Source organism: Halorientalis brevis (assembly GCF_042678165.1).
In the GTDB taxonomy this organism is placed as follows: Archaea; Halobacteriota; Halobacteria; order Halobacteriales; family Haloarculaceae; genus Halorientalis; species Halorientalis brevis.
The window spans coordinates 226,483-251,356 of record NZ_JBHUDJ010000014.1; the positions used below are offsets into that span (position 1 = coordinate 226,483).

The window sequence follows — 24,874 nt, forward strand, 5'->3', positions numbered from 1 at the left end:
TTCAATTCGGGAGACGGAGGTAAATAGTTCGCCCCCACGCCGTCAGAAATCGTCGGTCTCCCAGGGGTCATCAGTTCCCTCACCGAACATATCGCGCATCAACGTCACGATGCTCTCCGGTGGGAACTGGCCGCGCTCGGTGACGATGGCGTCCATGTAGCGGGGTGGCGTCACGTCGAACGCCGGGTTCAACACCTCCAGCTCGCCGACGTCCGAACGGTCCTGCTCGCTGATGACTTCGCTCTCGTCGCGCATCTCGATTTCCACTGTGTGGCCGGTCAGCGTGGCCGGATGGAGCTTGATCGTCTGCGCGGCGGTCATGATGGGGACACCACGCTCGCGGGCCAGCACGGCGAGCCCGCTCGTCCCGATCTTGTTGATGACGGAGCCGTCGGCAGCGATCGAGTCTGCACCGACCAGCACGTGGTCGGCCTCGTCGAGATACCGGCGGGCGGCGCTGTCGACGACGAGCGTCACCGGCACGTCCATCTCGCGGAGCGCGGCGGCGGTGATGTGTCCCTGGTTGCGCGGCCGCGTCTCCTTGACGATGGCCGACAGCTCTTTGCCCTGCTCGACTGCGGCTTCGACGCAGGCCAGCGCGTCCGTCGAGTGACAGTGGGTCATAACGGTGTCGCCGTCGCGGAGTCGGTTCGCGCCGATCCGGCCCAGGTCGTCCTGTGCACGTTCCAGTTGTGAGCGGAAGCGGTCGGCGGCGGCGACGGCCGAGGCCCGCAACTGTTCGACCGACTCGCCGTCCATCTGCCGGAAGACGAACCGGAGCGCGTTCGGGAGACTGACGGCGGTCGGACGCGTGTCGTGGAGTGTCTGCGCGGCCGCGCGCATCTCGGCCACGAACGCTGCCGGCGACTCCGCGTCGCTGGCTTCCGCCTGCGTCGCCAGGGCGTCGACGACGGCACGTGCGATCGTCGCCGCCCCCCGCGTCTCCATCGTCGCGATGTCCTCGGCGACCGCGTCGACCTCCTGATGTACGTCCTGACTGCCCATGCCGCTGTGGTAGTCGGTCCCGCGACAAAAGCGGCGGGGCTCGATGCTCCGTGAAGGACAGTTTAGCTATCGCCCGATCCCGGAGGAACGAATGGCTACGCTGACGGCCGGCCCCGTGCTCGTTGGCTCCACCGGACATCGTCTTCCTGTTCGCGGCCAGTACGGCGCTCATGTCGCCGGTCGGCTACCAGACCAACCTGTTCGTCTACGGCCCCGGTCAGTACGAGTTCCGCGACTTCGTCCGCGTTGGTCGCCTCATACAGTTACTCCTCGCGGTCGTGACGACCGTCGGCATCGTTGCCTTCTGGGGACTCTGAAGACGGGACGAGCACACCGACTCCCACGGTCTCAGCCCGGGCGACGACTGTCTCAGGTCGGCGGGCACGGGTCGGGATTCCCAGTCACCGAGAGTTCGCCGACCGGTATTTAACTGTCGAGAGAGACCGTGTCGTATGGAGATCCGCGAAGCGACGGCGGCGGACGCGGGCGACGTCAGGCGAATCGTCCGGCGTTCACTGACCGAATCGTACGGCGACATCATCGACGAGGAGACGAGAGACGCGGCCGTCGACGGGTGGTACGGCGACGACGCCGTCGAGAGCCTGTGTCACGACCTCGACGTCCTCCTGCTGGTCGCCGAGGTCGAGGACGACCTCGCCGGGTTCGCCCAGAGCGAACTCGTCGACCACCGCACGACGGTCGGCGAAATCCAGTGGCTGCACGTCGATCCGGCGTATCGCGGCCAGGGCGTCGCCGAACGGTTGTTCGAGGAGACGGTTTCGGAGCTCAGCGACGAGGGCGCCGAGCATCACGAGGGGCTCGTCCTCGCTTCCCACGACGCCGGCAACGCGTTCTACACCGAGCGCGGATTCGAACTGGTCGACACGCGATCGGTCGAAATCGCCGGCGAAACGTACACCGAGAACGTCTACAGCGACATCGAGCCGGCCGAAAACGTCGTCCAGCCGGAGACGACCGCAGACGGGAAGACGCTGTACGTCGATTACAGCGAACGGGCTCGCGGGAGCAAGGGACCGTTCTACGCGGCCTACACGTCGCGGGACTGCGAGTCGCGATACGGCTGGTTCTGCGCGAACTGCGCCTCGTTCGACACGGCCATGGACCCGATGGGGCGCATCGTGTGCAACGAGTGTGACAACCAGCGCAAAGCGACGCGGTGGGACGCGGCCCACATCTGAGAAGGACGTTCGGCCTCAGTCGTCCGCCGGTTGGGCATTGACGGCGAGCACGGGCATATCGGCGTGCCGAATGATTCGCTCGGTCGTGCTCCCCAGCAGATACCGGCTGAGGCCGGTCCGTCCGTGCGTCCCCATCGCGATCAGGTCGACGTCGTTGCCGTCGGCGTACTGCATGAGGTCCTTCGCGGGGACGCCCTCGCGGACCTCGGTGGACACGTCGAGGCCGGCGGCTCGGGCGCGCCCGGCGATTACCTCCGTGGCGTCCTCGCCTGCCGATTCGAACCGTGACGCGAGTTCGGTCGGCGTAGTGAGGCTCGGACTCGCGGCGAGATCACCGAGATCGACGACGTTGACGGCGTGAACGCGAGCGTCGGCTCGTTCTGCGATCGCGAGTCCGTGATCGATAGCCACGGAGGCGTATTCGCTCCCGTCGGTCGGAATCAGGACGTTGTCGTACTCTCCGGGTGCAGCATGCGAGCCAGCCCGGACTGAAAGCACTGGGACGTCGGCGTGCCGAACGACGTGCTCCGTCACGCTCCCCGTGACGTACCGATCCAACCCCGTGCGGCCGTGCGTTCCCATGGCGACGAGATCGACGTCGTGTGACGCCGTGTATTCGAGGATCGATTCTGCCGGTTCTCCCGTGACGACGTCGGTCTGGAGGCGGTCGGCATCGGTCGCGACTGCTTCGACCGATTCGATCGCGTCCTCACCCGCTGCTTCGAGATGGGTAACCAGGTCCTCGTCTGCGTCCGCTTCGTCGAACGGCCCGGTTGCGCCGTCCACGTCGACGACGGTGAGGACGTGGACGGTCGCGTCGAACAGGCGTGCGAGCGCCAGCCCGTGTTCGGCCGCCTGGACCGCGTGTTCGCTGCCATCAGTCGGAACGAGAATAGTATCGTACATCGTCTTGGGACGTAGTTCGTGTTCCACCCGTTTAAATCGGAATACCCGTCCTCACTGCCTGGAAATCCCACCGTCGACTGACGAAACCTGGCTGCCGACCCCGATCGGCCGGTTAGAAGATCGGTTCAGATACATAAAACTACCCCACAACTGCTGGTTCAGTAACTGGTCTGGAAGATTATTGACGCAGACGGTCGTCGACGCGAGTACAGAGGTCGACACAGATCGGGGGTCCGTGAGTCGAGCGACTGCTACAGACAGCGCGTCGTCAGGGCCCGCTCGTGACGTGTCCCATCCAAACCATGTCAGCCCTGATACCCCTCACGAGTCCCGCCAGAGTCATCGAGCGGGCCAACGACCCGCCGGTGCCGCGACCGGCAGCGACGACGCTCGGTGGATCGGCTGACACCCTTCCATCCCGCTACCAATGCACAGAGTACTCGCCCTCCTGCTCGTTGCAGGGTTGACGGTTACCGCCGTCCCGCTTGGGACGGCAAGCGCACAGAACACGACCGCCGCGTCGACGTACGTCGCGGTCTCGAACGTGACGACGTCTCCGGAGAATCCAGCGCCGGGGGAGTCGGTTACCATCGAACCGACGATTCAGAACCTCCGAGACAGCAGCGACGTGGTCGAGGTCAACGTGATCACAGTCCGGAGTGCCGGTGGGACCGAACTGGTCCGACTCACCGACGCCGGGAACGTCGCCCCCGACTCGTCGCTGTCGGTCCCGTTGACGACGACGTTCGAGACCCCCGGAACGAAACAGCTTCGCATACACGTTATCGGGGAGAAACCCGACGGCAACAGCGTCCACGTGCGGTACCCAGTCACCGTCTCCGTCGAGGATCATCATCCGCAACTGGACATGGAGGCCAACGAGACGGCGGCCGGCACCGAAGGGACCGGGACGATCACGGTCGCCAACGGCCTCTCGACCACGGCACAGAACGTCAACGTCCGCCTCACGAGCGAGCGTCTCCAGCTCGCCGACGATCGGTTCGTCGTCCCGTCGATGGAGAGCGGCGAATCGACGACCGAATCCTTCGAGTTCGAGGCCGAGTCGGCGGGGAGCTACCCGCTGACGGCGACGATGCGATACCGGGTCGACGGCAGTGCTGAACGCGTCGTCGAAGAGACGATCACGGTCGACGTCGAACGGCTCCGCGACAACGTCCTCGTCGAAGCGACGACGCCCGAACGGGGGACCTCGACGATCGAAGTGGACGTGCTCAATCGAGGGAACGTCCCGATCGAGAACGTGACCATCAGCGGCGAGTCGGCGAACGCGACCGTTCCCTCGAAGCTCATCTCGGAGGTATCGGACGGCGAGTCGGTGACGCGACGCGTGAACGCGACGATCACCGGCTCGACTGCAGACGTGACGATGGCCGCAAATTACGACGTCGGCGATCAGCACCGGCAGGCGAGGGACGCGGTGCGGATCAAATCGGTTCCCGGGCGGATCGAACTGACGGGCGTGAACGTGATTCGCGAGAACGGTCGGCTTCGCGTGACCGGGAGTGCCAGCAACGTCGGCGCAACGGTGGCAGACGGCGTCATCGTGCGAGTCGCAGACACGGAGACGGTCTCGCCCGCACCGCCAAGTCGCGAGTACTTCGTCGGGAGCGTTCCCGAGAGCGATTTCGTCTCCTTCGACGTCTACGCGCGCACGACGGGGAACGTCTCCGCGATCCCACTGACGGTCTCCTATCGAGCGAAAGGCACCAGCTACAATCGAACGGTTTCCGTGTCGACGGCCGGCAGCGTCGGCAACAGGACGGCACAGCCGGTCAAATCGTCGTCTGGTGGCTTGCTCGTGCCGGCGATCGGTGGTCTCGTCGTGCTCGTCATCGGTGCCGTGGTGTTCCGGTCGTGGAGGGCGGGTCGTGCCGGTACTTGAGACACAGGGCGTCGTCAAGCGCTACGAGAGCGGCGCCGGGACGCTGACGGCTCTGAAAGGGATCGACTTCGCCATCGAACCCGGAGAGTTCGTCTCGATCATGGGCCCGAGCGGTAGCGGCAAGTCCACGCTGTTGAACATCCTCGGCCTGCTGGACGTTCCCTCGGAGGGACGCGTTCTCCTGGACGACGAGGACGTCACCGACCTCACGGATCGGCGGCGCACCCACGAGCGACACCGCACCATCGGATTCGTCTTCCAGCAGTTCTACCTGTTACCGACGCTGACGGCCGTCGAGAACGTCACGGTCCCCCGGATGTTCGACCGCGAGTCGGGGATCGAGGAGACGGCACGTGACCTCCTCGAACGCGTCGGGTTGAGCGACCGGATGGACCACCGCCCAACCGAACTCTCCGGCGGGCAGAAACAGCGGGTCGCGATCGCCAGGTCGCTCATCAACGACCCGCGCGTCGTCCTGGCGGACGAGCCGACTGGCAATCTCGACAGGGAGACTGGGGAGCAGATACTCGAAGAGTTCACCCGCGTCACCGAGGACGGCGTCGCCGTCATCGCGGTCACCCACGACGAGCAGGTCAACGACTACGTCGATCGGACGGTCGAACTCGTCGACGGGGTGATGACGACGTGATCGGTCGGTTGCTCCCGGCGGTGAAGATGGCGAGCCGAAATCTCACGCGGACGAAGGTCCGGTCGGTCCTCGCAGCCCTGGGGATCGTCATCGGCGTCGTCGCGATCGCCTCGCTCGGGATGTTGGGCGCGTCGCTCCGTCAGCAGGCGACCCAGGACCTCGGGAGCATCGGCGACCAGCTCGTCGTGTATCCGAGCAGTGACTCCGGTGAGTACGAGCCGCTCACCGACCGCGAAGTCAGGGAGATCGAACGGGTTGCGACGGGGGCGACGGTCGTTCCCCTGCGTCGTCAGCAACACTCCGTCAGCTTCGGTCGCCAGGAATCACACATGTCGGTCTACCGGATGGCGAAACCAGGGGCCCCCTACAGCGCCAATATGGGGCGCGTCCCGGACCCGCTGCGGAGCGGTGCCCTCGTCGGCTCGGAAACTGCCGAGCAGTTCGACCTCGAACCCGGGAACACGATCGCCGTCAACGGGTCGACGTACCGCGTCAGAGCCGTCCTCGAAGAACAGAGCTCGTACAGTCCGGTCGATCCGAACGACGCGATCATCCTGCCGTTCGATCACTCGAACCGGAACTACAGCCAGGTTATCGTCGAGGCGGCGAGCGGACAGGACGCGAACGCTACGGCGATGTCGATCAAGGGACAGCTCAACCAGCGCGAACGGACCGTCTCCGTGTTCGAGATGTCGAGTTACACCGAGCAGATCAACAGCTTCTTCGGCTTCCTCAACGTGTTCCTGCTCGGCGTCGGGTCGATCTCCCTGCTGGTCGCGGGCGTCAGCATCCTGAACGTCATGTTGATGAGCACGGTCGAGCGACGCGAAGAGATCGGCGTGCTCCGGGCCGTCGGGTTCCAGAAGCGCGACGTGTTGAAGATCATGCTGACCGAAGCGGCGCTGCTGGGCGTGTTCGGCGGCGTCGTCGGCACGGTACTCAGCGTCGGCATCGGCGCATTGGTCGCGAACGTGGCGATTCAGGACCCGTCGATCGTGCTCGACGCGTCGAATCTGCAGTACCTCGCGTTAGCGTTCGGGTTCGGCGTCGGAACGAGCGTACTCAGCGGCCTCTATCCGGCCTGGAAGGCAGCCAACGAACATCCCGTCGAAGCGCTCCGGGGCTAACGGCCTTCGGTCGGTTTCTGGTCACGCCTGACGGCCGAAACCGATACACGGCCGAGCGGCGAACCTCGACGTACGATGACGGAAGGCCCTCCACCCACTCCGGCCGAGTCGGATCGTTCCCGTGATACCCCGCGCTCCGTCGTCGACGCCTGGGTCCGAGCCGCCGATTTCGGACTGGCTGTAAACAGGACGGCAGCTCGGGGGATGGCCGCGTCGCTCCGGACCGGCGCCGCCCTCACGGAGTTCAACATCGACCTCACGCGAGATACCGTTCGCATCTTCACCGAGGCAAACGAGCAACTCGTTCCGCTGTCCCCGCAAGCCGCCGACGCAGTGGCGAACGCTCTCGACGAGGCGATCGCAGCCGTCGAAGCGTCGACAGCAGACTCGTCACGCGCCGTGGCCGACGACCTGCTGAGTGGCGTCGACAGTGCCGAAGCCGCGACGACGCTGCAGCGGAACGTGCAGTACGCAATCGCAGTCCAGTTGCTCGGCATCGAACCGACGACCGACGATCACGCGGAACCGATCCGAATCGAACTCACCGACAGCGGAGATTCCCGGATGGACTCGTGAGCAGCTATCGACGAGGCAGGTGAGACGTCCTGAATATATTGATAGGGCTGATGTTCCAGGTTAGTGACTGACGCAATGGACTCGCAAGTCGCCTTCGACCACACCAATTTGTAACTTCGCACACCCATCTTCGGAATATCGAAGATGATACTGGCTACCGCCACAAAATCGCAAGACAGAACCGCTACAATACGGGTATTTACACAGCGTGAAAACACTGTTCTGGTGCCGAAAGGGCCGAACACAGTCACAGAACTGAAATAAACACTCTGACACCTTTATATCCAAATCCTCACAAGTTGAGGTCGTCATGCAGGTACGCGAACTGCTTCACGACGACGACGCAGTCAGTCCGGTCATCGGGGTCATCCTGATGGTCGCGATCACGGTCATCCTGGCCGCAGTCATTGCCTCCTTCGTGCTCGGGCTCGGGGGGTCGACGAACAAGACGCCACAGGCGAAGTTCTCGTGGGATTATAACTCCTGGGAAGACGACTCGTATGGGAACCTTACCGTAACGCACGATGGTGGTGCCACAATCAAGGCAAGCGAACTGGTCGTGCGCGGACAGAGCATTAATTCATCAGGTAAAAGTCTAGGTACTGGTTCTGGTGATATCTTCCCAGCAGCAAGTGTTGTAGAGAGCGCTGACACGAAGTGGAGCACGGCAACGAGTAACGGAGCAGCTACGACGAGTAGTGAGAAGGGCGGCGACAGTGCCGTCGTCTCCGGCGACTACATGAAGGTCTGGGTCAACAACGACTACGACATCCGCCTGGTCTACGAGTCCTCGGAAGGCGACAACTCCGCGACGCTCGCCTCCGACACCGGCCCCAAGACGTCGTAATACCGCGCTCGTTTCGTTTTTTGTGCACCAACCCCGGTAGCGGCAGCTCTCCGGTAGAGTCTCTGCGCCAGTAACTAGGCTGTGTCCCGCAACGGGCAGCCACTCGATAGAGCACACGTTGCCCGTGGTGAAACCGAAACAGGCGGTGGACGGCGCCCTGATTGAGCACCACCCCAATCTGAATCGTCGTCCTCGTCGCTCGAAACGAAGGGATCCAAAAAACGGAGCGCGGTCAGTTAGTCGTCCGCGGGTGCGGCGTGACCGACGTCGATCTCGCCGGCGTCGAGTTCTTCCTCGATCTCGCGAGCGGCCTGGACCATGTTCTCCATCTTCTTGTAGGCCGCCTCGCGCGGCAGGAGTTTCAGACCGCAGTCCGGGGAGACCGTCAGTTGCTCCGGTGGGACGATCTCCAGGCCTTTCTTGATGTTCTCCTTGATCTGTTCGACCGGTTCCACGTCCGCGACGTGGACGTCGAGGACCCCCAGCGCGAGGTCCGCGGTGAACTCTTCTTCCTTGAACACGTCGAGTTGCTCGTAGTTGCCGTTGCAGAGTTCGAGGTCGAACTCGTCGACGGGGTAGTCGAGCATCTCGGGGTAGATACGCGAGTAGTCACCGTAGCAGACGTGCAGTCCGACGCGCACGTCCTCGGGAATGTCGTCGACGATGCGGTCGAGGCACGCGCCGACGATGGCGTGGTCGTCCGGCGTCGTCGCCAGTGCCGGCTCGTCGATCTGGATGTACTTCGCACCGGCGTCCACGAGGCGGTCGATCTCCTCGTTGACCAGATCGGCCAGGTCGTAGGCCAGTTCCTCGGTGTCGTCGTACACTTCGTTGAACGACCAGTTCGCGAGCGTGTACGGCCCCGTGATCGGCACCTTCACCGGTCGGGCCGACGCGCTGTCGGTGAACTCGAACTCGTCGACGAGCCACTCCTGATCGTATTCGACGTCGTCGACGACGGACGGCTTGTCGTAGTAATTGTGGCCCCAGACTTTGACGCGGCCGTTGAACTCGTAGCCCTCGATGAGGTGGGCGAAGTACTCGACCATCTCGTTGCGTCGCATCTCACCGTCGACCACGACGTCCAGCCCGGAGCGCTCGTGTTCGTCAGTGATGAGCCGAGCGGCGTCGTCGAGCGCTTCTTCGAGATCGTCGTCGTCAAAGCTGTGCTCTTCGTCCTCGAAGAGTTCGTGGGCGCGGTTCAGCCACTTCGGCTTCGGGTACGACCCGACGACGGTCGTCAGCAGGAAGTGATCGTTCGGGTGATTCTCGGGTCGGAACTGTTCGCGCGTGTCCGTCATGCTTCCACCTCCGTCTTGTTGACCGCAGCAAGGGCGTCGAGCTTGGCCTCGAACTTGTTGACCGGTAGATAGAACGTCTCCGTGTTGATCGTCGCGTACACGGTCTCGAAGTCCGTGGACTGGGTCTGGTCTGCGACCCACTCGATGCGCTCCGCGATGGTCTCGGGGTCTTCGACCAGCGTGTTCTGGCCGTCGACGAGCCCCAGGGCGACGTCGTCTTTCGTGCCGTACTCGTTGATGTTGTAGAGGTTCGCCTCGTGGTCGGCCACGAAGTCGAAGCCGATGGCGTCCACGTCGGCGTCCATCAGGTGCGCGTAGACCTTCTCGTCGAGCGCGCCCCAGTACGTGTGCGCCACGACGTCGGCGTCGGCCTCACTCGCGACGGCGTCGATCGCTTCACTGGCGCGCTCGTCTGCGCCGTCCCCGGGAGCGTTCTCGACCAGCGACGGTTCGAGGAGGAACAGCGTCTCGACCTCGGGGAACTCGGCGATCTCGCCCGCGAGGAACTCGGTGACGCCCTCGAGGAACGCCGCGTCGTCGCCGTAGTGCTCGTCGGTCGCCAGGTCCGCGAGCGAGTACGGCCCCGGAAGCACGGCCTGGAGCCCCGAATCGACCTGTTCGCTCGCCGCCTCGAGTTCCGCCGCCACGTCACCGGCAGCAGTGAGGTCACCGGTGACGACCGGCTCACGGTAGAAGTTGTTGTTGTCGTAGTAGCGGACGATCCCTCTCGTGTCCACGTTGTCGTGGACGGCGAGCGGGTGTGCGATCATGTCGTCCCAGCGGAGTTGACCCTCGACGATCCGGTCGAGGCCGGCCTCCTGCTGGCGGTCGACGACTTCCGCGCGACCGCGCTCGTAGGCGTCCTGAATCTCGGACCCCTCGTCACCGCTAATCAGATCGGCCTTCTGATGGCCTTTCAACTCCGATAGCTCGTCTTTCGCCCAGTCGGGCAACGGGAACAAACCCGGTGTCGTCGTGACTACCTCAGGCATTACGAACGGATACGAAATGACGGCGTTTAATATTTGCTAATCGGTTTGATGATTGTCGGTTATCACCCGGAGGACGATCAGGCGCTCGAACGGGAACTTCTCGCTGGCGACCTCCGCAGTAGCGAGCCCGTTCTCGGCAGCACGCTCGGTCACTTCGTCGAGCCCGGTCAGTGAGGACACGAGGAGGAGGACTTCGCCTTCGGGCTTGAGGACGCGTCCGACGGTGTCGAGAAACGGGTCCACGACGGCCCGGCCCGTCTCGCCGCCCGAGAGCGCTTTTTCCAGCCAGTCGTCGCCTTCGTCGTCGGGATCGGTCGGGAGGTACGGCGGGTTGAACAGCACTGCGTCGAACGCGTCGTTTCGGAACGGTTCGACGAGATCCCCGCGGACGGTCTGGACGCCGCGGTCGCGAGCCTCGCGGCACGCGTGCGGGTTCAGGTCCACGCCGACGACATCCGCACCTTCCTCGGCGGCAACGCTTGCGACCCAGCCGGAGCCAGTCCCGACGTCGAGCACCACGTCGCCCTCGTCGACGAACTCGCGCGTCGCGTCGCCGAGCAACCGAGAGTCTTCGGCCGGTTGATACACGAGGTCGGGCTCTCTGCGCTCTGCCAGGTCCGTCACTGCTGGTCACCGTCCGTGTTCGCGGCCGGTGCCGTCGGCTGACGGTCGCCGGCGAGTCTGAACCCGTCGCCCTCATCGCGGGCCGTGAGTTCGCGCTGCGGATACGGGATCTTGATGCCTTCTTCGTCGAACGCCTCCTTGACGGCCCGGATAACGGCAGTCTGTGTGCGCCACTTCCGCCGTGCGCTCGGGTCCGAGATCCAGAACCGACATTCAAGGAGGACGGCCGAGTCACCGAACCCCCGGCCGACGACGCTGGGCGACGGTTTCGAGAGCAGCGGGGAGACGTCGCACTCGTTCATCGCTCCCTCTGCGACAGCGGCCGCCCGAGTGACGTCTGCCTCGTAATCGACCCCGATCTTGAAGGACACGCGCAGCCGGCCCGAACGCGAGCGGTTGACGATAGAACTCGAAGCGACCTCGTCGTTGGGAATCATGACGTGTTCGTCGTCCCAGGTCCGCAGCTCTGTATTGAACAGCGTCACGTCGACGACGATCCCCTCGTTGTCGTCGACGACGACCCAGTCGCCCACCTCGAGCGGGCGGGCAAACAGCAAGACGATGCCGGCGAGGATCGCGCCGAGCGTCTGGCGGGCGGCCAGACCGACGACGAGACCGATGGCCCCGGCACCGACCAGCAGGTTCGCCGGATTGACGCCGGCCAGCGAGAGAACGAACGTCGACGCCACGATGTAGATGGCGAGTTGCAGGAAGTGATGGATGACCTCTCGCCGATGGGCCGTGATGACGTCACCGCCGCGGTCTTCGAGGACGCCCCTGGTGACGCGAGTCAGCGTGTAGGCGATGATGAGTGTGAGAACGCCCACCAACGCGAGCGCTCCCTGACGTGGGCCGACGCGGATGACGGCCAGACTGGCGAACACCTCGTCGACGATCCGCCAGACGACGACGAGGAACCAACTCGTCGCAGCGGCCGCGAGGGTCACCAGGACCGCCTGGACCGCTTCGACGTCGTCTGCCGGATAGCGCTCTTTCAGCCGGGGTCCCAGCGCTCGAATCAGGAACAACACGAGGACGAACCCCGCCACGACGACCAGACTGGCCAGGAGCTGCTCGTCTCCCGTCGAGGCGAGAGACTGAACCCACCCCGCCTGGAGGAGTGGAGCGGCGACCGACCGCAGGAGAGTCATGTCGGCTCGCCGACCTCCCACGCCAACTCCGCCAGGGCGGCGAACTGCGCGGGCGTCACGTTGCCGGCTCGCATTCCCATGAGTTCCTCGTCGGCAGCGTCCACCACGGCGTCGGGATCGTCCAGGCCCGAAATGTGCGCCGTGTTGCGAACTGCGTTCCGCATCGTCTTGCGCCGCTGCGTGAACACCGCCGTCACGAACTCGAGGAAGAACTCGTCGTCCGGCACCGTGTACTCGGGATCGCGCGGCGTCGCCCGGACGAGCGCGCTCTGGACGGCCGGCGGCGGGGAGAACGCTTCCTTCGGAACCGGCTCGACGACCTCGACGTCGGCGTAGTGACCCGCCGTCACCGAGAGCCGCCCGTAGTCGTCGGTCCCGGCCTCGGCAGCCATTCGTTCGCCGAACTCCTTCTGGACCATGACCAGGAGCGGTCGCTCGTGGGGCAACAGCTGGAAGATGATCTCGCTCGACGCCCCGTACGGAAGGTTCGACACCGAGCACGTGAACTCGGGCAGCTCGACGTCGAGGGCGTCGCCTTCGATCACGGTGAGTCGACCAGCGTCGACGTCGTCAGCGAACTCCTCGCGGAGGAAGGCCGCGAGGGTCGGGTCGCGTTCGACGGCGGTGACTTCGTCCGCGACGGCGAGCAGCCGGTCAGTGAGCGCGCCGGTCCCGGCCCCGATTTCGAGCACGTGACCGGTGTCGAACCCGGCGTCGGTGGCGTAGCTTGGCAACCGGTCGAGCACGCGGTCGTCGACCAGGAAGTGCTGGTCCTGATCGGGGTCGCCGCGCACGCCGGCGCGAGCGATGAGCGCGTCCGGGTCGCGTCGCTCGCGTCCTGTCTCGTCGTCCTGCGAGCCGCCAGTCATACCGGGAGGATTCCCCTCCGCGAACAAAAGGCTGTCAGTCTTGCTCGTCCTCGCGAACGAACGTCCGGTACTTCAGATCGTCCTCGCGAAGTTCTTCGAGGATGCGCTCGACGAGGACCTCCTGTGGGTTGTGGAGCCCGCTGACTCGTGATTCCAGGTCTGAGAAGCTCTGGAACGGTCGCTGGTCGCGTTCGTCGAGGATGTTGTTGCGCAGTTTCTTGCCGATCCCCGGCAGGAGATTTAGCTGGTGGAGCCGAAGAGTGATGGGCTGGGCGTCGTTGTAGAAGTCGGTGAACCGCTCTTCGTTGCGGGCGACGATCTCCTCGACGACGTAATCGATCTCCGAGCGAGCACCACTCGGCAGGTCGTCGTACTCGACGTCGCGACGACTGACGATGGGCGTGTCGGCGCCGCGCCCCACGTCGATGCGGTCGCCGATCTGCACGTCCGGATCGTCCTCGAGTTCCAGTTCGAGGAGGCGGAACTCGTCTTCGGTGAGAACGAACGCGAGCGGCGGCTTTTCGTACTGCGGCCGGTCGTCCTCGGCACGGCCGTGTGGCAAGAAGTCCAGGACGACACCTGTCACGTCCCCAGTTTGTGAATCAGGCTCGCCGCTCTCGGAGTTGCTCATGGATTTTCATACGACGACGGGCTACATAAAAGCCCCAGCCGAGTGCCGGGTTGCGATTAGGCGTACTTCGCGACGACGTCGAGAACGGCGTCGAGTTCGTCGCCCGACAGGGAGAACCGTTCCTGTGCGTAGATCGCTCGCAGTTCGTCGCGATCCTGCGGGAGGGTGTTCGCGATCTTGTAGGCGGTCGGTTCGTCGACTTTCTCCAGTTCGAGCAGTTCGTCGACGAACTCCTGGGACTCCTCCGGCGTGAGCGTCGCAAAGCGGTTGACGTGTTCGATGGCCCGGGCGAGTTCGTAGCGCATCTCCCGGTCCTCGTCGGCCGCTCGCTCGCGCTCGAGATCGGCGAGGATGTCCTTCGTTTCGGCGAGGGTGAGATACTCCTCCCCGAGCTTCTCCTTGAAGATCGTCATTCCTGGGCCTTGAGGTGAGCAGGGCGAGTGATGATCGTCTTGTCCTTGCCCTGGTCGTCGATCTCGACCTTGTACGCCTGGCCCTGGGTCCCGATGACCGTGCCGGTGTGGCCGTTAAACCGCGGGTGGAACCGACCTTCGTTGATGCTCGGGTCGATGCGGAGGTGCACCTTCTGACCGTCGTCGAACTGCTCGACCGATCGCTGAGGCGGCGACGTCCCTCGCTCGCGGGGTTTGTTCTTCAGCTTGTGACGCGTCTTCTTGAACGGTCCGTGCGAGTTGGGCATTCGTGCGCATCGGTTGTCGGGACGGGCTTATAAAACGTGCGTTCCCGACCGGCCACCGGCCACATCGAACTTCCCGAGCGACCACTTCGCAGTTCGCCACACCGACGGTGCCGACAAATGCGGGCAACTGGCCCGTCGACCGTACGGCCACTACCGTTCGTCTCGCGAACGCGGGCTGTTTTTCTCACGCTGAAAACGCTCGGGGTGGTTTATATCTTGTGGCCGAGTACGGACTGCTACGACGATGATGACCCCCGGTGAAAAGGTCATCGCGGTGGGGGTGCTCTCGACGATGAACCTCGCGATGCTGCTAGTGTCAGGCTTCCTGGCGGCAGGATCGCTCATCGCGACGATCCCACTCGCGACGGCTATCGTACACCAGTAACGGACGGCGACGACCGCACCCGCAGGTCGACGGTCGTGGATGACAGCAGAAAGGTGTCGGCTGCTTACAGGCGGCCGACCGAATCGACGGAGACGCTCTCGACGCCGTCGGTGTTCTCGAACCCTTCCTCGACGGCCTCGGTGCCGCCTTCGCCGTCGGGGACGACGACGGTCGGGAAGAGAGCAACGAGACCGAACGCGACGTCGTCACGCTCGAATCCGTTGATTTTGGCTCCTTCGGGCAGGGACTGTTCGAGGCGCTCCTGAAGCGCGTCGAGGTCCACGTCCGGGCTCTGCGGCATTACCTTGATCTTGGCTGCGACTTTTCCCATGGGTGCTGATGTGGATGAGAGTTGATTGGGGTTGCGATTTCAGTTAGGGACCGGTGAACCCGCAGTCGGGGCACTTGTAGAGGTTGCTCTGCTTGCGGCACTTCGCACAGCGGTAGATCTGCTGGCCACAGTCCGGGCACTTGAACGCTGCAGCGTTGGTCCCCGAGATGTTAATCCCGCAGGAGATACACTTCTGTTTACGCTTTTGCTGACCTTCACTCATACCAGGGGGGAAGATACCGCGACATATAACCCTTAATGAATGCTCCGCACCCACGCGACGGGGAGTCCGCGGCGTCAGCCGTGCTATCCAGGTAGGATGTCCCCGAGCGCGGCGCCGATGACCATCGGGACGAACGCGACCGAGATCTGGCTGATTGCGAGCCAGGGCTCGGCCCAGTCGACGCGACCCCAGATCGTCATCAGTCCCAGTGCAGTCAGGAATGCGATCGTGACCACGCCGACGAGTCGCCGCGGGAGCACGCCGAACAGCGGCTTGTACACGCGGACGTCCTGGAACTCGGCCACGTAGAGGATCCCGATCGTCAGCCCCAGTGCCACCACGAGCGTGCCGACGAGCGAAAGCGGATGGGTCGCGACGAACGCCCCCACTTCGAGCGTGCCGCCCTCGACGACCATCGGGATGCCGAACAACACCGACCCGAGCAGAGCCTCTGCTGCGTCCGCACGGTCGAACCCGACGACGAGGCGGCCGAACACGGCCGGCTCTTCGACGTCGTGAACCGTCTCGATGAGCTCTTCGACGCGATCCCGTTCCGCAGGACTGTCGACGGTGTCGTGGAGCGCGTCGAGTTCGTCGAGCAGGTCCCCCAGCGTCGGCGTGTCGTCGGGGGCATCACGACGGCCGTCCGCGTCAATTTCGGACGCCCCCTGGTTCCCGGACATCCGTCAGATGACGTCCTCGATGTCGTAGTCCTCGTCGTCGGCCACGTCGGTCGGGTCGCCGCCTTCCCAGACGTAGAAGCCGCGACCGACTTTCTTCCCTGTGTTGCCGTTCTCGACTTTCTCCCGGAGGATCGCCGGCGGTTCGAACCGATCGCCGAGTTCGTCGTGGAGGTGTTCGAGGACGTCGAGCCTGACGTCGAGGCCGACCCGGTCGGTGAGTTCGAGGGGGCCAACCGGGTGGTCGTGGCCGAGTTCCATCGCCGCGTCGACGTCGGAGACGCTCGCGACGTCCTGCTCGACCAGCCGCATCGCTTCGACGGCCAGCGCCAGTTCGAGTCGCGACGACGCAAAGCCCGCCGTGTCCGTGACGACGACCGGCGTCTTGCCGAGTTCATCGACGAACTCCTCGGCGAACGCGGCAGTTTCGTCGCTGGTCTGGTCGGCGAGGGCGACCTCGACGAGCGCCATCCCGTTGGGCGGCTCGAAAAAGTGGAGCCCGACGGCACGTTCGGGATCCTTCAGCCCCGCGGCGATGGCGCTGACCGACAACGACGACGTGGTCGTCGCGATGACGGCGTCCTCGCCGACGTGATCTTCCACGTCGGCGAACACCTCGCGCTTGGCATCGAGGTCCTCGGGGATGGCTTCGATGACGAGGTCGGCACCGGCAACGGCCGACGACAGACCGGTCGTGCCGTCGAGGGCGTCGAGTGCCTCGTCGACCTCGCGCTGGGAGAGTTCGCCACGGTCGGCGCTCGTTCCGAGGCGCGTGCTGATCGTGTCGATGGCGTCCATCACGAGGTTCGGTTCGAGGTCGCGAACGCTCACCTCGTGGCCAGCGGCCGCACAGACGTGGGCGATGCCGGTTCCCATCGTCCCGGCTCCGACTACGGCGACGTGCATGCCCTCACACGGGAGGGGCTGGCGGTTAAACGTTACCGCGATTTCCACTGATGGAATCGTGCGATTGCGGCCACAGGCGACCTCAAACCGCCGGTTCCGGCTCGTCAGCGAGCATCCCTTCCGTCACTTCGACCTCGAAGAGGCGTGCATCGCAGTCCTCACAGGTCACCGCGACGACATCGTGGGTGCGACAGCACGACTCGACGACCTCCTGGCCGAACCGGACCGAGCCGTCACAGGCCGGACAGCGTTCGAGGAAGAGACGAAGGCCACCGAGTATCGCGCCCCGAGCGGCCGGGTCCGCGTCCTCCCAGCCGTCGTAGCGGTCGGGAAGGAGTCGGCCGGCGGCAGCGTCGGCCAGGAACGCGGCGCGTGACTCCCAGCGCCCGACCTGACCACTGCCGCTGACGGCGACGAAGGCCCCGTCACCGAAACTCTCGAACTCGAGCGTCTCGGCGTCGACGCCGACGATCGCACCGAGTGCCTCCCGCCCGGTGTCGTTTGCCCGTTCCGTCTCGATCTGCTCGAACAGCGCCGTCTCGAATTCGTCTGTCAGTCCGAGATCGCCGTGTGGCCTGGGCTCGATGGCGTGTGTGTCCAACAGCACTGCCTCGACGTCGACGGACGCGTCCACCGGCTCGGCGGCCACTCCCTCGGCTTCGCCCTTCCCGAACAGGTCGAGGACCAACGCCGGAAAGTAGCGCTTGGTCAGCGCCGGCGTTCCCGGGACGAGATAGCCCCGGAGGGAGATGGCCGCCACGCTCACGAGGAAACTACCGCCAGTTACTCCCCACGCGACACCGCGCCCTGCATCGACCTCGAGCGTGACGTATCCGAGGAGCGCGCTCACGACGACCGCGATGACGAGGTTCGTCGCTGTACAGGGGAGACATCGGTTCTCACCAGTGTACTCGGGGTTTCGAAACCGAGCGACGATCGTCGGGCGCGGCCAAGGTGACATGGGGAAGCGTACCATCAGGAGGCACATCAACATTAGGTCAGCGTAACAGTTTGCCAGGCGGACGAAGCGGCGAGCAGACCGAGCGGTGACGGGGAAAGAGCGCAATCCGACCCAGCGGTCAGGTCCGTGACGTCGGAGTAAGCAGTCGGGCGAACGCGGACGACGGTCGCGGTCCTTCCGGGGGTTCAGTACCGGATGCCTTCGACGGCAGGTTCGAACCGTTCGTCGTCGCCGAGTCGATCGAGGATGGCCGGTTCGTCGATGGCCAGCGAGTAGGCCGGCCGGCCTTTGCCGGTCGGGGACTCTTTCCGTTCTTTCCCGAGCAGGTCGGCCTCTTCGAGTGTCGTCAGCGCCTTGATGACGCGCTGTCGAGTCACCCCACCTGGAATCATCGTTTCGAGCGCCTCGTACTCGTCGATGAGGTCTTCACAGACCCCCGTCACGTCGAACGAGTGAACCGGCGTGTCCTCCCGGTTCCTGAGGTCGATGATAGCAAGTAACACGAACCGGTGAAACGGGTCGACCGCATCGAGGTCGGCACTCGTCATACCCTACAAAAACGACGGAGCGACCCAAGTACGTGATGGTTCCGTTGGCAATCGCGAAGCTTTACCGACGTGGGGGCGCTACCGGCGGACATGACTGACGAGGGATGGTTCGCGGGACTCGACCCCGAGGACCGCGCGGGCGCCGTCGCCCGCATTCGCGAGGGACGCGCCGACGCGCCGGCCGACTGGCCGGCCGTCGCCGTCGAGGACGATTACGCCGGTGACCAAGACGAATACTACGACCGGCTCCACGAGGTGACGATAGCCGCCGCCCGCGAAGCCGCCGGTGAGCGCGAACGCGCGGCCGACCGCCAACTCGTCCACGCCGTCCGCGCGATGGACGACTGCCGCGAACAGGCGAACGAACTCGCCGAACGGCTCAGCGAATGGGCCGGCAGCTTAGACGAGGACGCTGGGGCCGGCGTCTCGTACGCCCGCGAACTCGCCGCTCAGGAGCCCGACGCTGCTGCGGATCGCCAGGTCGTCTCGCTCGCGCGCCGCGTCGTCGGGCTGGCCGACGAAGCCGACGACCTCCAGGCCTACGTCGAGACGACGGCGCCGGACGTCGCGCCGAACCTCTCGATGCTCGCGGGCCCAGTGCTCGCCGCGCGCCTCATCTCGCTCGCTGGCGGGCTCGAATCCCTGGCGAAGAAACCCAGCGGCACGGTCCAGGTGCTCGGCGCCGAGGACGCGCTGTTCGCCCACCTCCGCGGCACCGCGCCGTCGCCCAAACACGGGATCATCTACACGCACGACGCGGTCCGCGGAACCCGACGCGAGGAGCGCGGCTCTGCGGCGCGGGCACTCGCCGGGAAACTCAGCATCGCCGCGCGGATCGACCACTACAGCGGCGACCGGCGGCCGGACCTGCAGGCCGAACTCGACGACCGAATCGAAACCATCCAGGCCCGAGGTGAGGACGATGAGTGATCTCCCGGCAGGCGTCGAGCGACGCGCAATCGACGGCGAAGACGGGCTGGCGACGCGAGGCGAACCGGTGTACGGCGAACCCACCCAGGACGGGTGGCGGCGCTGGGACGCCCACCGGTCGAAACTCGGTGCGATGCTCGAACTCGGGATGGACACCGGACTCGTCGGCGGAGAGACGGTTCTGTACCTGGGCGCGGCCGCCGGGACGACGGTGAGCCACGTCGCGGACTTCGCCGGTCCGACGTACGCCGTCGAGTTCGCAGCCCGGCCGATCCGCGACCTGCTGGACGCTGCGGAGAGTCGCGACCGACTGTTCCCGCTGCTGAAAGACGCTCGCAAGCCCGAGACCTACGCCCACGTCGTCGAACCGGTCGACGTCATCGTGCAGGACGTCGCCACCCGCGGACAGGCTGACGTGGCCCTCGCGAACCGCCAGTTCCTCGCCGACGACGGGCGACTGCTCGCAGCCGTCAAGGCCCGGAGCGAGGACGTGACCGCCGACCCCGAGGACGTGTTCGACGCGGTCGTCGCCGACCTCGAAAGCGAGTACGAGATTCTCGAACGTGAGCGACTGGAGCCGTACCACGCCGACCACCTCGGCGTCGTCGCCCGACCGCGGTAACGGATCTCGCTGCTCACGGGTCGTTCCTCCCCGTTCGGCATCTCCGAGAGACTCGCTTCGCTCGTCTCTCGCCGCTCACGGGTCGTTCCTCCCAGTTCGCACGTACCGAGACGCTCACTTCGGTCTTTCCCGCCGCTTGCTCACGGGTCGTTCCTCCCCGCTCGCACGTTTCGAGACGCTCCCTTCGGTCGCGTCTCGCATCTCGCGTCTCATGCAGAACGTTTTAGCCGAGGACAGTCCAACCACGTTCCGATGGACGAGAGGGGTTCGGCCGAGAACTTCACCCGAATGGGCACGCTGGGCATCGAGGAGGAGTTTTACGTCGTCGACGACGCGGGCCGACCGACGTCGGGAACTGACGAACTCGTCTACGAAACGGAGCCGCCCGAGATTCTCGAGGGCCGCCTGGACCACGAACTGTTCAAGTGCGTCATCGAGACGCAGACGCCGACCATCGACGCCGGTGATCTGACGAGCGCGCGCGAACAACTGAACGCCGTTCGGAATGCCCTGGTCGACCACGCCGAAACCCACGGCTACGGCATCGCCGCGGCAGGGCTCCACCCCGCGGCGAAGTGGCGGGAACTCGAGCACGCCGAGAAACCCCGCTATCGCGCGCAACTCGACCGCATTCAGTATCCACAACATCGCAACACGACCGCTGGATTGCACATCCACGTCGGCGTCGACGACGCGGACAAGGCCGTCTGGATCGCGAACGAACTCCGGTGGTACCTGCCGATCATGCTGGCGCTGTCGGCGAACTCGCCGTACTGGAACGGATTCGACACCGGCCTCCAGTCCGCCCGTGCGAAAATTTTCGAGGCGCTCCCCAACACCGGCGTCCCGACGGCGTTCGACTCCTACGACGAGTTCGACGAGTTCGAGCGCATGATGATCGAAACTGGGTCGATCGACGACCGCGGCGAACTCTGGTACGACGTGCGCCCACATTCGGAACTGGGCACCGTCGAAGTGCGCACGCCCGACGGCCAGGCCGACCCCGACCGCGTGATGGCGTTCGTCGAATACACGCACGCGCTCGTCACGGACCTGGCCGAACGTTACGAGGACGGCGAAACCGGCCGGAAACACCGACGCGAACCCCTCGACGAACACAAGTGGCGTGCACTGCGTCACGGCCACGACGCGGAACTGCTCTCGCGGGACCTCACCGAGTCGGTTCCGCTAGGACAGCTCGTCGACACCGAGTGCGACCGGCTGGGCGTCGACGGAATCAAGCGGCTCTACGAGGCCGAAAGCGGCGCACAGAAGCAGCGTCGACTCCGCGACGAGGAGGGTATGGACGCGCTGTGCGAGAGCCTCCGGCTGTAGCCAAGGATTTTTACCCGGCTGTTGCGTTCTGTCGTCATAGAGAGGACTCATGTCTACAGACGACGGGCCAACAGAACCAGACGAACCGACAGCGGGGGGAGACGTTTCCAGTGAGACGGACGCCGAGGGGGTACGTGACCGTCTCGAAGAAGAGGCAGACAGGGCAGTCGAACGGTTCGACGACGGCATCGTCGATCTGCTCGCGTGGATACTCGACACGGAGACGCGGGCGCGCATCTACGTGTTCCTCCGCCAGAACCCACACAGCACGAGCGACGAGATCGCCGACGGTACGGGACTGTACCCGAGCACGGTCCGCGAAGCGCTGGCGGAGCTCCACGAGGAATCGAAGGTCGAACGCCGCAAGCGCGAGAGTGGCGGCGCTGGCAACAATCCCTACGAGTACACTGCCATGCCACCGAGCGAACTCGTGACGACCATCGTCGGCGACGTGCAGTCGGAACTGAACACCGTGTTCAATCTGGACGAGCACCTGTGTGAAGACACCGACGAGGGTGAGACGGCCGACGCTACGTCGGAACCAGTAACGATCACAGTGGACGAGGAATCGGCCGATCAAGCGTGATCGTCACAGTTGGGATACGCGACGGACGGATCGCCCACCAGTCAGTCGACCAATCCGAAGCCACTAAGCCATGAGGGGACAATGCCCGGAGATATGAAGGTCGCGCTGGGCGGGACGTTCGATCCCGTGCACGACGGACACCGTGCGTTGTTCGAGCGTGCGTTCGAACTGGGGAACGTCACGGTCGGACTCACGAGCGACGAACTCGCGCCGAAGACTCGAAACGAAGACCGCTACGTCCGCCCCTACGAGGAACGGAAGCGCGATCTCGACGCCGAACTCACCGAGTACTCGGCGCCACACGACCGCGAGTACGAGATCCGGAAGCTGACTGAGCCGACCGGTATCGCCACCGAGGAACAGTTCGACGCGCTCATCGTCTCCCCCGAGACGGAAACCGGTGGCCGTCGCATCAACGAAATCCGTCGCGAACGCGGCCACGACCCGCTGGAGATCGAAGTCGTCGACCACGTGTACGCCGAAGACGACGAGATCATCTCGAGCACCCGCATCGTCAAAGGCGAAATCGACGAACACGGAAATCTGACGCCCGACCGCGAGGGACGCCCGAAACACCCCGAGACGTAGTTACCAATCGGGTGCGTCGAGACCCGCTTGTTCGATGAGGTCTTTCCATCGCTGTTGCACCGAGAGCCGAGAGACGCCCGCAGCGTCGGCCACGTCGCCCTGCGAGCGGCGGTCTCCGGCGATCAGCGCTCCGACGTAGACGCTGGCCGCCAGTGACGCGCGCTTCGAGCGGTCAGTCTCTGGCACCGTCGAGAGAAAGAGGTCAGCGGCCCGTGACCGTGCTTCCTCGGCGAGGTCGAGGCGGTCGGCAACCTCGTTGATGTCGGCGAGCCACTGTTCGTTCTCTACCTCGTCGCTGGCGCGATACACACGACCTGATAGCACGCCCGCCGATTTAAACGCTCCCCGGGATCGCTCGGGAACCCTTATCGACGCCGCGAGGCTAGAGGCGGGCATGCCCGGCAGCGTACAGGGACTCTGGATCACGGACGAAGGCTCGGCACCGATGGAGGCAGTCGAACGCATCGAGGCCATCGAGGCGCGCGGACTCGACGGAGACCGCTACGCGCGCGGCACTGGCTACTACTCCGGGTTCGACGAGTGCGAGGTGACGCTCATCGAGGCTGAGGCCATCGAGACGATCAAAGAGGACGCCGGGATCGACCTCCGGGACGGCCGTCACCGCCGGAACGTCGTCACGCGTAGCGTAGACGTCCACGAGCTACTGGACGTGCGGTTCCGGATCGGGGACGCGCTGTTCGAGGGGACGCGACCGCGTCCGCCCTGTGCACACGTCGAAGAAGTCGCAGCCGAGGAGGGGGTCGCGCGGTCGCTGACAGAGGGACGCGGCGGAATCTGTGCACGCGTGGTCGAATCGGGGGTGATCGCGGTGGGCGACGAGATAGAAGCCATCGAGCGCGCGGGTACCGACCCGGACGCCCTCGCCGAGGCGATCCGGGAGCGACAGGACTGAAAACGGGCGCGGGGATCAGACCGGCGACAGCCCGCCGAGGAACCACTCTCCCGCCGGCTCGTCGTAGGGCCACTGACCACAGGTTTCCTTGACGAGCGTGCCACCGGTCTCCTGTTCGAAGTACTTCTGTTTGTGCCCCAGTCGGTAGTGGCAGTATTCGGGTTGCCGTTTCTCCCAGTAGATGGTCTGCATGGACGGCCAGCCGTCGGGATCTTCCGGGAGCGACTCGTAGTTCGCGACGTCCCAGTCCTCGTACTCCTCCTCGACGGCGTCCTTGAACGGCGTGGTCGCTGCCTCGTTCCAGTGAAAACTCGTCGCGACGAGCAGGAGGATACAGACAGCCACGAGCGACTGCCGCGACGGGGTCGACGTCTCTGCAACGAGGACGCCGACGCCCAGTGCGAGGAACATGAGTACGAGAATCATCTCGATAGCGCCCTGAAACTCGAGGAAGACCTGGAGCAGGTACAGCCCGCCGCCGACGGCCACCCACCAGTATTCATCGTAATCTGCCACGGCTGCCCGACCCCACCCGTAGACCCCCAGTGGGATGAGGGCGACGCCGGGGCCGAGCTCGATCACGGTCCGGAGGAGTCGCCCGGGAATCGTGTAGCGGATGACGCCGTAGATCGGTGCCAGGACGACTTCCACGAACAGCGGAATCGCGTTGCCGGTGAGGACGAACGGGAGGACAGTCAGCGTCGCCACGGTGACGCCGCCGGCGACGGTTCGTCCAGCCGCCCGCCAGCCACTGCGCTGGAGGGCCATTCCGACGACGAGAAAGGCGAGGAGGCCGCCCATTTGCCAGAAGCCGGCACCCATGGCGGCCGCGACGCCGCTGAGAAACGGTCGGTCGTCGATGGCCATGAGGAGCGCTGTGGCGCCACAGAGGAAAGCGAAGTACTTCGGTCGAATGCCGGCGAACGGGAACATGTACGTCGACGTGACGACGAACGTCGACGCGCCGGCGACGACGCTCGCGAACCCGTCGTTCGTCAGCCGGTGGGTGATGACGCCGACCAGCGTGACCCCGCCGACGATCGTTGCGACGGCGACGGCGACGCTCAGGAGATGGAGCAGTTCCATGTTCCCGAACGAGAGAACGGCGAGCACCGTCGTGACGGCGTAGATCAGGGGCGGTTTGAGGTCCCAGATGTCGACGTACAGCTCCGCCCCCTGACCGATGTACCAGCCGGCGTGTTGGAACAGTGCCGAGTCCTTGTTGACGTAGAACGGGTGTTGGGAAAACTGGTAGATCGTCGCGAGCGTCAGGAAAACGGTCGCACCGCCGAGCAACACCAGGAACCAGTTGGTATCGATCCAGTCGTACCACCCCCGGCGGGTGCGCGGGACCTTCCCGTAGAACTCCTCCATACTCGGCGAAGA

The 24,874-nt window shown here is 64.9% G+C and carries 32 protein-coding genes; 14 read left to right on the forward strand and 18 right to left on the reverse strand.

From position 1 onward, the window contains the following. Positions 1-42: 42 nt before the first annotated feature. Complete coding sequence (locus ACFR9U_RS17625) at positions 43-1,005, reverse strand: ribose 1,5-bisphosphate isomerase (RefSeq protein WP_247378456.1); 963 nt, start codon at positions 1,003-1,005, stop codon at positions 43-45. Between the two features lie 122 nt (positions 1,006-1,127). Here ACFR9U_RS17625 and ACFR9U_RS17630 point away from each other — a divergent pair, with 122 nt between their 5' ends. Next, positions 1,128-1,322: a hypothetical protein gene (locus tag ACFR9U_RS17630; RefSeq protein WP_247379050.1), complete on the forward strand. Its 195-nt coding sequence runs from the start codon at positions 1,128-1,130 to the stop codon at positions 1,320-1,322. 135 nt (positions 1,323-1,457) lie between these two features. Further along, positions 1,458-2,204, forward strand: a complete 747-nt coding sequence (locus ACFR9U_RS17635) for a GNAT family N-acetyltransferase (protein ID WP_247378457.1) — start codon at positions 1,458-1,460, stop codon at positions 2,202-2,204. 15 nt (positions 2,205-2,219) lie between these two features. Here ACFR9U_RS17635 and ACFR9U_RS17640 read toward each other — a convergent pair whose 3' ends face one another. Further along, positions 2,220-3,110 carry a universal stress protein gene (locus tag ACFR9U_RS17640; protein WP_247378458.1) on the reverse strand — a complete coding sequence of 297 codons (891 nt, stop codon included), beginning with the start codon at positions 3,108-3,110 and terminating at the stop codon, positions 2,220-2,222. 427 nt (positions 3,111-3,537) lie between these two features. Here ACFR9U_RS17640 and ACFR9U_RS17645 point away from each other — a divergent pair, with 427 nt between their 5' ends. From ACFR9U_RS17645 to ACFR9U_RS17665, 5 genes are all read left to right on the forward strand, one after another. Next, positions 3,538-5,013, forward strand: a complete 1,476-nt coding sequence (locus ACFR9U_RS17645; protein ID WP_247378459.1) for a CARDB domain-containing protein — start codon at positions 3,538-3,540, stop codon at positions 5,011-5,013. Continuing rightward, the gene (locus ACFR9U_RS17650) at positions 5,000-5,662 is read left to right on the forward strand and encodes an ABC transporter ATP-binding protein (protein ID WP_247378460.1); all 663 of its coding nucleotides are present in this window, start codon (positions 5,000-5,002) and stop codon (positions 5,660-5,662) included. Before ACFR9U_RS17645 ends, ACFR9U_RS17650 begins: the two co-directional genes overlap by 14 nt. A 26-nt stretch (positions 5,663-5,688) precedes the next feature. Continuing rightward, positions 5,689-6,789, forward strand: a complete 1,101-nt coding sequence (locus tag ACFR9U_RS17655; protein WP_247378461.1) for an ABC transporter permease — start codon at positions 5,689-5,691, stop codon at positions 6,787-6,789. A gap of 204 nt (positions 6,790-6,993) precedes the next feature. Beyond that, positions 6,994-7,365, forward strand: coding sequence for a hypothetical protein (locus ACFR9U_RS17660; RefSeq protein WP_247378462.1), 372 nt, complete (start codon positions 6,994-6,996; stop codon positions 7,363-7,365). Positions 7,366-7,675: 310 nt separating this feature from the next. Then, a complete protein-coding gene (locus ACFR9U_RS17665; protein WP_247378463.1) occupies positions 7,676-8,212 on the forward strand; it encodes a type IV pilin domain-containing protein in 537 nt (178 codons plus the stop codon). 236 nt (positions 8,213-8,448) lie between these two features. Here the strand turns inward: ACFR9U_RS17665 and ACFR9U_RS17670 are convergent, their stop codons facing one another. From ACFR9U_RS17670 to ACFR9U_RS17705, 8 genes are read right to left on the reverse strand one after another with little or no spacing between them, the layout of a single operon-like run. Continuing rightward, positions 8,449-9,513, reverse strand: a complete 1,065-nt coding sequence (locus ACFR9U_RS17670) for a methionine synthase (RefSeq protein ID WP_247378464.1) — start codon at positions 9,511-9,513, stop codon at positions 8,449-8,451. Continuing rightward, positions 9,510-10,505 carry a 5-methyltetrahydropteroyltriglutamate--homocysteine methyltransferase gene (locus tag ACFR9U_RS17675; RefSeq protein ID WP_247378465.1) on the reverse strand — a complete coding sequence of 332 codons (996 nt, stop codon included), beginning with the start codon at positions 10,503-10,505 and terminating at the stop codon, positions 9,510-9,512. Before ACFR9U_RS17675 ends, ACFR9U_RS17670 begins: the two co-directional genes overlap by 4 nt. Before the next feature lie 36 nt (positions 10,506-10,541). Further along, a complete protein-coding gene (locus tag ACFR9U_RS17680) occupies positions 10,542-11,129 on the reverse strand; it encodes a HemK2/MTQ2 family protein methyltransferase (RefSeq protein ID WP_247378466.1) in 588 nt (195 codons plus the stop codon). Beyond that, positions 11,126-12,280, reverse strand: a complete 1,155-nt coding sequence (locus ACFR9U_RS17685) for a mechanosensitive ion channel family protein (protein ID WP_247378467.1) — start codon at positions 12,278-12,280, stop codon at positions 11,126-11,128. The genes ACFR9U_RS17680 and ACFR9U_RS17685 overlap by 4 nt, the downstream gene beginning before the upstream one ends. Further along, the gene (locus ACFR9U_RS17690; protein WP_247378468.1) at positions 12,277-13,149 is read right to left on the reverse strand and encodes a 16S ribosomal RNA methyltransferase A; all 873 of its coding nucleotides are present in this window, start codon (positions 13,147-13,149) and stop codon (positions 12,277-12,279) included. The genes ACFR9U_RS17685 and ACFR9U_RS17690 overlap by 4 nt, the downstream gene beginning before the upstream one ends. 34 nt (positions 13,150-13,183) lie before the next feature. Continuing rightward, positions 13,184-13,780 (reverse strand): DUF655 domain-containing protein, encoded by a 597-nt coding sequence (locus ACFR9U_RS17695; RefSeq protein ID WP_247378469.1) that lies wholly within the window; start codon positions 13,778-13,780, stop codon positions 13,184-13,186. A 56-nt stretch (positions 13,781-13,836) separates the two neighbouring features. After that, complete coding sequence (locus tag ACFR9U_RS17700; protein ID WP_247378470.1) at positions 13,837-14,193, reverse strand: RNA polymerase Rpb4 family protein; 357 nt, start codon at positions 14,191-14,193, stop codon at positions 13,837-13,839. Continuing rightward, positions 14,190-14,480, reverse strand: a complete 291-nt coding sequence (locus ACFR9U_RS17705; protein ID WP_247378471.1) for a 50S ribosomal protein L21e — start codon at positions 14,478-14,480, stop codon at positions 14,190-14,192. Before ACFR9U_RS17705 ends, ACFR9U_RS17700 begins: the two co-directional genes overlap by 4 nt. Positions 14,481-14,727: 247 nt before the next feature. On the opposite strand from ACFR9U_RS17705, the gene ACFR9U_RS17710 reads away from it, so the two are divergent. Further along, positions 14,728-14,865, forward strand: a complete 138-nt coding sequence (locus tag ACFR9U_RS17710) for a hypothetical protein (RefSeq protein WP_247378472.1) — start codon at positions 14,728-14,730, stop codon at positions 14,863-14,865. A gap of 64 nt (positions 14,866-14,929) precedes the next feature. Here the strand turns inward: ACFR9U_RS17710 and ACFR9U_RS17715 are convergent, their stop codons facing one another. The 6 genes from ACFR9U_RS17715 to ACFR9U_RS17740 all read right to left on the reverse strand — a co-directional run bounded on the left by ACFR9U_RS17715 (position 14,930) and on the right by ACFR9U_RS17740 (position 18,514). Next, positions 14,930-15,196, reverse strand: coding sequence for an elongation factor 1-beta (locus ACFR9U_RS17715; protein WP_247378473.1), 267 nt, complete (start codon positions 15,194-15,196; stop codon positions 14,930-14,932). A 43-nt stretch (positions 15,197-15,239) separates the two neighbouring features. Next, positions 15,240-15,419 (reverse strand): HVO_2753 family zinc finger protein, encoded by a 180-nt coding sequence (locus ACFR9U_RS17720; RefSeq protein WP_247378474.1) that lies wholly within the window; start codon positions 15,417-15,419, stop codon positions 15,240-15,242. 83 nt (positions 15,420-15,502) lie between these two features. Then, on the reverse strand, positions 15,503-16,102 hold the full coding sequence (locus tag ACFR9U_RS17725) for a DUF2391 domain-containing protein (RefSeq protein WP_247378475.1): 600 nt from the start codon (positions 16,100-16,102) through the stop codon (positions 15,503-15,505). 3 nt (positions 16,103-16,105) lie between these two features. Then, on the reverse strand, positions 16,106-17,005 hold the full coding sequence (locus tag ACFR9U_RS17730) for a 3-hydroxyacyl-CoA dehydrogenase family protein (RefSeq protein ID WP_247378476.1): 900 nt from the start codon (positions 17,003-17,005) through the stop codon (positions 16,106-16,108). 82 nt (positions 17,006-17,087) lie between these two features. Continuing rightward, complete coding sequence (locus ACFR9U_RS17735) at positions 17,088-17,966, reverse strand: DUF8054 domain-containing protein (RefSeq protein ID WP_247378477.1); 879 nt, start codon at positions 17,964-17,966, stop codon at positions 17,088-17,090. 185 nt (positions 17,967-18,151) lie between these two features. Further along, positions 18,152-18,514, reverse strand: a complete 363-nt coding sequence (locus tag ACFR9U_RS17740) for a hypothetical protein (protein ID WP_247378478.1) — start codon at positions 18,512-18,514, stop codon at positions 18,152-18,154. 90 nt (positions 18,515-18,604) lie between these two features. On the opposite strand from ACFR9U_RS17740, the gene ACFR9U_RS17745 reads away from it, so the two are divergent. The 5 genes from ACFR9U_RS17745 to ACFR9U_RS17765 all read left to right on the forward strand — a co-directional run bounded on the left by ACFR9U_RS17745 (position 18,605) and on the right by ACFR9U_RS17765 (position 22,575). Further along, positions 18,605-19,444: an NOP5/NOP56 family protein gene (locus ACFR9U_RS17745; RefSeq protein ID WP_247378479.1), complete on the forward strand. Its 840-nt coding sequence runs from the start codon at positions 18,605-18,607 to the stop codon at positions 19,442-19,444. Then, the gene (locus tag ACFR9U_RS17750) at positions 19,437-20,066 is read left to right on the forward strand and encodes a fibrillarin-like rRNA/tRNA 2'-O-methyltransferase (RefSeq protein ID WP_247378480.1); all 630 of its coding nucleotides are present in this window, start codon (positions 19,437-19,439) and stop codon (positions 20,064-20,066) included. Before ACFR9U_RS17745 ends, ACFR9U_RS17750 begins: the two co-directional genes overlap by 8 nt. 252 nt (positions 20,067-20,318) lie before the next feature. Next, a complete protein-coding gene (locus ACFR9U_RS17755) occupies positions 20,319-21,401 on the forward strand; it encodes a glutamate--cysteine ligase (RefSeq protein ID WP_247378481.1) in 1,083 nt (360 codons plus the stop codon). Positions 21,402-21,450: 49 nt separating this feature from the next. Further along, positions 21,451-21,987 carry a winged helix-turn-helix domain-containing protein gene (locus ACFR9U_RS17760; protein WP_247378482.1) on the forward strand — a complete coding sequence of 179 codons (537 nt, stop codon included), beginning with the start codon at positions 21,451-21,453 and terminating at the stop codon, positions 21,985-21,987. Positions 21,988-22,080: 93 nt separating this feature from the next. Beyond that, positions 22,081-22,575 carry a phosphopantetheine adenylyltransferase gene (locus tag ACFR9U_RS17765; RefSeq protein WP_247378483.1) on the forward strand — a complete coding sequence of 165 codons (495 nt, stop codon included), beginning with the start codon at positions 22,081-22,083 and terminating at the stop codon, positions 22,573-22,575. On the opposite strand, the gene ACFR9U_RS17770 is transcribed toward ACFR9U_RS17765, so the two are convergent. Beyond that, the gene (locus ACFR9U_RS17770) at positions 22,576-22,884 is read right to left on the reverse strand and encodes a transcription initiation factor IIB family protein (RefSeq protein WP_247378484.1); all 309 of its coding nucleotides are present in this window, start codon (positions 22,882-22,884) and stop codon (positions 22,576-22,578) included. It abuts the gene before it with no gap. 85 nt (positions 22,885-22,969) lie between these two features. Between ACFR9U_RS17770 and ACFR9U_RS17775 the strand changes: the two genes are divergently transcribed. Beyond that, positions 22,970-23,488, forward strand: a complete 519-nt coding sequence (locus tag ACFR9U_RS17775; protein WP_247378485.1) for an MOSC domain-containing protein — start codon at positions 22,970-22,972, stop codon at positions 23,486-23,488. A gap of 15 nt (positions 23,489-23,503) precedes the next feature. Here ACFR9U_RS17775 and ACFR9U_RS17780 read toward each other — a convergent pair whose 3' ends face one another. Next, positions 23,504-24,862 (reverse strand): DolP-mannose mannosyltransferase, encoded by a 1,359-nt coding sequence (locus ACFR9U_RS17780; protein WP_247378486.1) that lies wholly within the window; start codon positions 24,860-24,862, stop codon positions 23,504-23,506. Positions 24,863-24,874: the final 12 nt, after the last annotated feature.